Source organism: Myxococcus llanfairpwllgwyngyllgogerychwyrndrobwllllantysiliogogogochensis (genome assembly GCF_006636215.1).
In the GTDB taxonomy this organism is placed as follows: Bacteria; Myxococcota; Myxococcia; order Myxococcales; family Myxococcaceae; genus Myxococcus; species Myxococcus llanfairpwllgwyngyllgogerychwyrndrobwllllantysiliogogogochensis.
Genome location: NZ_VIFM01000149.1, coordinates 21,176 through 27,383 on the forward strand (window position 1 = coordinate 21,176; position 6,208 = coordinate 27,383).

6 protein-coding genes are annotated in these 6,208 nt (G+C 68.3%); 4 read left to right on the forward strand and 2 right to left on the reverse strand.

Annotated features, from left to right (window positions below; genetic code table 11):
- Nucleotides 1-53: 53 nt before the first annotated feature.
- Together FJV41_RS30280 and FJV41_RS30285 are read right to left on the reverse strand one after the other, a co-directional pair.
- The gene (locus FJV41_RS30280) at nt 54-305 is read right to left on the reverse strand and encodes a hypothetical protein (protein WP_141646060.1); all 252 of its coding nucleotides are present in this window, start codon (nt 303-305) and stop codon (nt 54-56) included.
- 72 nt (nt 306-377) lie between these two features.
- Entirely contained in the window at nt 378-890 is a 513-nt protein-coding gene (locus FJV41_RS30285) for a hypothetical protein (protein ID WP_141646061.1), read from the reverse strand.
- 120 nt (nt 891-1,010) lie between these two features.
- Here FJV41_RS30285 and FJV41_RS30290 point away from each other — a divergent pair, with 120 nt between their 5' ends.
- The 4 genes from FJV41_RS30290 (at nt 1,011) to FJV41_RS30305 (ending at nt 5,636) form a co-directional block, all read left to right on the forward strand.
- A complete protein-coding gene (locus tag FJV41_RS30290) occupies nt 1,011-1,769 on the forward strand; it encodes a hypothetical protein (RefSeq protein WP_246137514.1) in 759 nt (252 codons plus the stop codon).
- Between the two features lie 392 nt (nt 1,770-2,161).
- Complete coding sequence (locus tag FJV41_RS30295; RefSeq protein ID WP_246137515.1) at nt 2,162-3,625, forward strand: SH3 domain-containing protein; 1,464 nt, start codon at nt 2,162-2,164, stop codon at nt 3,623-3,625.
- A gap of 119 nt (nt 3,626-3,744) precedes the next feature.
- A complete protein-coding gene (locus tag FJV41_RS30300; RefSeq protein ID WP_141646062.1) occupies nt 3,745-4,812 on the forward strand; it encodes an alpha/beta fold hydrolase in 1,068 nt (355 codons plus the stop codon).
- Entirely contained in the window at nt 4,809-5,636 is an 828-nt protein-coding gene (locus tag FJV41_RS30305) for a MerR family transcriptional regulator (RefSeq protein WP_141646063.1), read from the forward strand. Before FJV41_RS30300 ends, FJV41_RS30305 begins: the two co-directional genes overlap by 4 nt.
- The last annotated feature ends 572 nt before the right edge of the window (nt 5,637-6,208 follow it).

A 6,208-nucleotide genomic window follows, 5' to 3' on the forward strand; every position in this document is an offset into this window, starting at 1 on the left:
TGTTCGGTCCCCGCACTCGAACGGGCATCCCACAACGACCTTGGCGCGCACCGCTAACGCCTGTTGATGAGGTAGCGGAGGACCGAGCCGAGGCCGGAGAAACGAAATGAGGGGTCGATGTATTTTTCGATGACGTAGAAGGCGAAGTAGTAGGCGCGGCAGAAGGCCCAGATGGCGAGGCTGAGCAGGAGCAGGACACGCCACTCTGGCAACTGCAGGAGGACGAGCGCCGACGACATCAGGCCGATGACGACAAAGAGGCTCGCCTTGATCCACATCCATCGGTGCGATTGCAGGTCGCGCATGCGCGAAACCTATACCGCCGCTGAGACCTTCGACAGCGCAGGGGCCGCGGGGCGCCAGGCCTCGCCTCCACGTCAGCGCTCCTCGCCTTTCTTCGGCATCCCCCGACACAGAAATTCCTCGTCGTCCTTGATGTACGCCAGCAGGAATTCCTCCAGGCTCCCTAACGGAAACCGAGGATCATTGCCGCTCTTGGTGCCCAGGACGAGAGACACGTATCCCTTCCATGGCCCTGACACCCACAGCGCGTACCACCACGACTGCTGAAAGTAGTCGACGAAGATGACAGACGCCTCCGTGGCGTTGCAGCCGTACCCGGCGTCTCGGAGAACATCGGCGGTCGCGCGAAGTTCCCCGGGCAACCAGAAACGAAACCCCTGGGCATCCTCATCCGTTGGAAGCCCGGCGATGCGGAGGAACGCCTCGTATTCTTCTGGAAGTACGCCAGGAAGCGACCGCCACGCGTCCACGAGTTCCTTCATCGCGACCGGCTGGACGTTGAGGTGCCGCTCCAGCCAGTGCTGCCGAATCTGCGTCGCGATATTCGTTATTGCAGCCATGGCGCGGCAATCCAATCCATCAAGCACTTCAACGGCCCCCGGTGCTGCGAGCGCAGGTTTTCGACGGTAGCACAGGTCAATTTCGCGGCGAGTCCTGGACGAACCGCGAGGCGCGGTGGAGCAACAGGCGCGTGCTACCTTCGGTGGATGGCAAACCACCTCGCCTGCATCGGAATCCACGCCAACGACAAGGCGGCCTTCGGGCGCGTCCTGGACTCCCTGCTGGAGCACACCACGGTCGCGGGCACGACACGCGACCACGAGTTGAAGGTGTGGTCCGACACTTCAGGCGCGAGCTACAGCTTCGTCTTCAACCACGCGCACAAGGTGCAGTGCGCCATCCCGGGCTTCCGGGCGGAGTCGCGCCTGCGGGTCCGCGCCACCGACTTCGCCCTCCACGAGAGCTGCCGCCTCTGCGACCCGCTGAAGGCAGAGATGGTCGACTCCGAAGGCCACGTCCTCTACCCGTTCGCCACGCAGCTCGATGACCTCGCGCTGGTGCGCGAGCGCATCCGGCCCGGCATGGTGCTGGAACTTGCGCCGTGCGCCTTCGCGGAGTCGCTGCAGGCCTGGCCGGACGAGGCGGCCTACCTGACCTCGCGCAAGCCGGGGAAGGCGCTGCGGGGCTCGAAGCTCTTCATCCCCAATCCTGCCTCGCTCCTGTCGAAGAGCAGCACTCCTCCCCCGGTCGAGCCCCGGGCCTACTTCGCCGGGCAGGTGGAGGCCGCGGACGTGCGCACCAACGGCGTCACCGGCCACCAGTTCCAGCACGCCCTCGTGCGGACCTATGGAGGCACCTATGACGTCCTCGCGGCGGCAGACGAGGCGACGCCCCAGCTACGGCCCGGCAACATCGTGAGGGGGACCTTCTGGCTGGTGGCGAGCGTGACGGCGGGGCTGGGCTGAGCCCGACCGCGAGAGTGGCCATGAGCTTGTGCGAGAAGCGCACCCGTGTGCCTCCCAAACCCGGTCGCCGCATCGCGAGCGCGTCACTGCCATGAGAGCCAGCGCGTCGCGACCAGTGAACGAGCCGTGAACTCCGAGGCGACAACAGCCCTGACGGAGGGGCATCTCAGTGGGCCTGTGAAGGCGGCGAGCAGCCGACAAGGCGAGCCGTCCGTTCGAGGAGCTTCTGGAGCGACTGCCTCCCGGAGAAAACGCCGCGCGCCTGCGAAATAGCTCTCGCCAAGAGTTCGTTGTGCCTGAGGGTGAGCAGCCAGTTACAAGTGCGATGACCTGCTCGCCCCCGCGCGCATGCACGGCCACATGAGCCGTCTTCCCCTCTGGGAGTTGAACGAATGAGCCGCCTGGCATCCCCCTCCACTCAGCCTCGTGCGACGACGTGCCGGGCCGGCGCACGCACATGGCGCACGCGGATTCTCTCGCTCGCGGTGATGGGGACCACCGCCAGCCTTGCCGCCTGCGCCGCGCCGTCCGCGCTCGCCGTGTCTCCATCCGGGGTGCCCGCGTTCAGCGAAGACATGCTTTCGCCCGAGTTCTGGATTCGCCGCGCGCCGTCTCCCGACGAGGTGCTGCTCGATGCCAACCAGGTGGCGGCCAAGCGCATGCGCGCCTTCGGTCCGGATGGCGGCTTGATCGACCTGAAGCGCATCCCGGACACGCTGACGCGGGCGCAGGTCGCCGGCTGGGTCAAGGATGCGCAGCAGACGCCCATCCAGGCAGTCATCGACGAACAGGGCCGACCGGTGACGGCGGCGATGCTCGAAGAGCCGCGCCAGAACACCGCGACCGAACACATCCCCGAAGCCTCCACCGCGCGCCACGGCCTCAGCGTGCGGCGCACGACCCTGCGGTCACTGCCGTCCGACCGGAAGTTCTTCGCGGCGGAGAACCTGCGCGACTACGAAAGCCTGCAGGCCGGCATCCTCTTCCCAGGCGAGCCGGTCGTCATCGCGCACCACAGCGCGGACCAGCAATGGCTGTTCGTCATGACGACCCAGGGTCCCGCATGGGTCCGGCGCGCCGATGTCGCGGAAGGCTCGGCGGACGCGGTGTTCTCGTACGTGGCGAAAGCGCCCGGGCGCGTCGTCACGGGCGACCAGGTGCGCACGGTTTCCACGCCGGAAGCACCAGGGGTGTCCGAACTCGAGCTCGACATGGGGGTCGCGCTGCCACGGGCCGACGTGGCACCCGGTGAGCCCGTCAACGGCGCCAGCAGCTATGCATCGTGGCCGGTGCTGCTGCCGGTGCGCGAGCAGGACGGCACACTGGCGTTCCAGAGCGCGCTGCTGCGCCGTACCGCCGACACCGCGCCGGGCTATCTGCCAATGACACGCGCCAACATCCTCCGCCAGGCGTTCAAGTTCCTCGGCGAGCGATACGGCTGGGGGCACCAGTTCAATGCACGTGACTGCAGCGGACTGACCAGCGAGGTGTACCGCAGCCTGGGGCTGTTCCTGCCGCCCAACTCCGGGATGCAAGGCAAGAGCGCGGCGCTGAACCACCGCCCCTTCACTGCACAGGACTCGCACGCCGAGCGGCTGCGCGCGCTGGCCCAAGCGCAGGTGGGTGACCTCATCGTCGTTCCCGGTCATGTCTTGATGATCATCGGCCACGTCAATGGCGAGCCCTATGTCATCCAGGATGTCCCGTTCGCCGTGTTCAAGGACCCGGCCACGCAGCAGCTCCGCAAGACGAAGCTGAACCAGGTGTCGGTCACGCCTCTGCTGCCGCTGTATGCCGACGACACGACCCTGTACGTGGACGCCATGACGAGCCTCGTACACGTCACGCGGCCATAGGCCCGGCCGCGGGCGATGAATTCCATGCTCGCGCGGGCCTCCGCCGCTTGACTCTCCCCCAAGGGGAGACCGCCACCCTCCGCGCCATGTCACCCGGAAACAGGTCTCGGAGGATGGTCATGGTGGGAGTACTTGGAACACTCGTCCTGCTGGTCGCGGCGGCAGCGGGCACCTGGTGGTGGATGGGGCGAGCGCTCTTCCAACCAGGCACCGTGGAGCAGTTGATGGCCGCGCGGGGCGAAACGCTGGACGTTCCCCCAGGACAACGTGCGGATGGGCCGTCCTGGCAGGTGTCGCCGGACGTAAGGCTCCACCACGTGGCCGTGGGTGATGGGCGGGACGTCGTCGTCGTGCATGGCGGCCCGGGACTCCCGCCAGCGGAACCCTGGCGCGCGGCGGCCATGACGGGTGACGCCCTGCGCTGGCACTTCTATGACCAGCGAGGCTGCGGCGCCTCCTCGCGGCCCTTCACCCACGCGCCCCCTGGCGGCACATGGCAGGCCATGCAGGCAGTGGAGCTGCGATTGGGACTCGCCGCGCAGCTCGCGGACCTCGAGCGCATCCGGCGCCTGCTGGGCAAGGAGCGCCTCACGCTCGTGGGACACTCCTTCGGGGCCCTGGTGGCCGCGCTCTACGCCGCGGAGTGGCCGGAGCGGGTCGAGGCCCTCGTGCTGGTGGCACCCGCCCCGTTGGTGACGATGCCCGCGGGTGATGGCGACCTGTTCACCCAGGTGAGGGCCCGGTTGGACGCAACGGGCCAACGCGAGCTGGCGGCGTGGCTGAAGCACACCTTCGACTTCCCTGCCCGCCTGAAGGACGACGAGGCCCGACTCGCCGAGCACTTCGCCGCCTTCGGCCCCCTGTACGTCCAGGCCACGCGGCACGCCCGCCCCGACGCGAAGCTTCCCGACGCCGGTGCCGCGGGAGGGTTTCTCTCGCTGGGGCTCTACCTGAGCCTGGGCCGGCATCACGACTGGACGGAATGGTTGCGCCGGGTGCGCGCGCCCACGCTCGTCATCCATGGCGCCCAGGACCTCCAGCCGCGCTCGGCCACGGAGCGTGTGGTAGAGGCGATTCCCCACGCGCGACTGGTGGAGCTGGCGGACAGCGGGCACTTCCCTTTCGAGGAGCAACCCGAGTCCTTCGCGGCCACTGTGCGCGCCTTCCTCTTGGAGGAGGAGCGGTGAGCGGACTGCTGTATTCCATTGGCGAGACTTCGCGCATCACCGGGCTGACCGTGAAGGCCCTGCGCTTCTACCAGGAGAAGGGACTGCTCGAACCCTCGCGCGTGGACCCCTCCTCTGGCTATCGCTACTACACCGAGCGCGACATCGCCCTGGCCCACACGCTGCGCGCGCTGCGCGACCTGAAACTGTCCCTGGAAGAGATTCAGGGAGTGCTCACGGAGGTGGCGGCGGGCGCCTCGCTCGCGGAGCAACTGGGGCGAGCGCGCGCCCGGCTCGCCGACGAGGCCGCCAGCGCGCACCGCTCCGTGCTCGCGCTGGACACGCTGCTGCGAAACCAGGCCCAGGCGGAGGCGTACCTGCGCGCACCGCCGCCACTCCTCGAGCGCTGGCTCCCCGCGGCCCGCGTCGCCGTGCACCGGGCCCGGGGACGGTACTCCGACGCGTCGGTGGCCTTCCCCAGGCTGTTCGCCGCGTGCGGCCCCCACGTGGCCGGTGCGCCCTTCTGCCTCCTTCACGAGGCGGAGTACCGCGAGGAGGACGCGGACGTGTCCTGGTGTGTCCCCCTGGCACCGGGAGCCACTCCGCGAGGTGTCACCATCGAGGAGGTGCCCGAGGTCCAGGCAGTCACGCTCGTCCACTCAGGGGCGCCCCAGTCCGTGGGCCCATCCTGGGCTCGCCTCTTCGCATCCCTTCACTCGAAGGAGCGCACCCCAGCCCTTCCCCTGCGCGAGACGTTCCTGCGCGTGGACACACAGGAGAGCGCCTCCTGGTTGACCGAGCTCGCGCTGCCGTGGGAGGGGAACGGGCTTCGAAGCAAGACCTGAGTCAGCCCCTCCCGATGGATGGGCTGAGCCAGTGCCTTCCTTGGAGCCACTGGAGAAGCGTGTACGCGCCAGGCTGTGCAGCCGCGTTCACATCGACCTCTGGATTGTGCAAGGAATTGCACAGCCCTGACATGGGCGCCGTCGAGGATGGGGAGACTGGGACAGGGCCAGCTTCTTGCTGGGCGACGGGGCATGAATACCCTCAGGCATCTGTCGACCGGGCCGTCGTTCGTGGCGCTCGGATGGGTCCTCCTCGCGCCAGGAGTCGGCCGTGCATCGGAAGCCGAAGCGCCGCCCGGTGAGATGGCGTCAAGCCCACAGCCTCTCAGCCCGGCCCCGCTGGTGGACGCGCCTCGGGAGGAGAGTGGTGGACGGTATGTGGGGCGCATCGCGGCTGAGTTCGGACTGATGGCCGCGACCTCGATGGCGGCGGCGATCCCCGGAATGCTCATCGGCGCGACGAGCTTGCGGGAGGATCCACCGTCCCGCTTCAACTTCGTGAACCTCGAGGGAGCAGGGCGTGGGTTTCTCGTGGGGGCCGCGATAGGTGCTCCGCTGGGCGTCTGGTTGGG

Coding starts and splice junctions, on each gene's coding strand:
- FJV41_RS30280 (WP_141646060.1), bottom strand. CDS start 305: ATGCGCGACCTGCAATCGCACCGATGGATGTGGATCAAGGCGAGCCTC.
- FJV41_RS30290 (WP_246137514.1), top strand. CDS start 1,011: ATGGCAAACCACCTCGCCTGCATCGGAATCCACGCCAACGACAAGGCG.
- FJV41_RS30295 (WP_246137515.1), top strand. CDS start 2,162: ATGAGCCGCCTGGCATCCCCCTCCACTCAGCCTCGTGCGACGACGTGC.
- FJV41_RS30300 (WP_141646062.1), top strand. CDS start 3,745: ATGGTGGGAGTACTTGGAACACTCGTCCTGCTGGTCGCGGCGGCAGCG.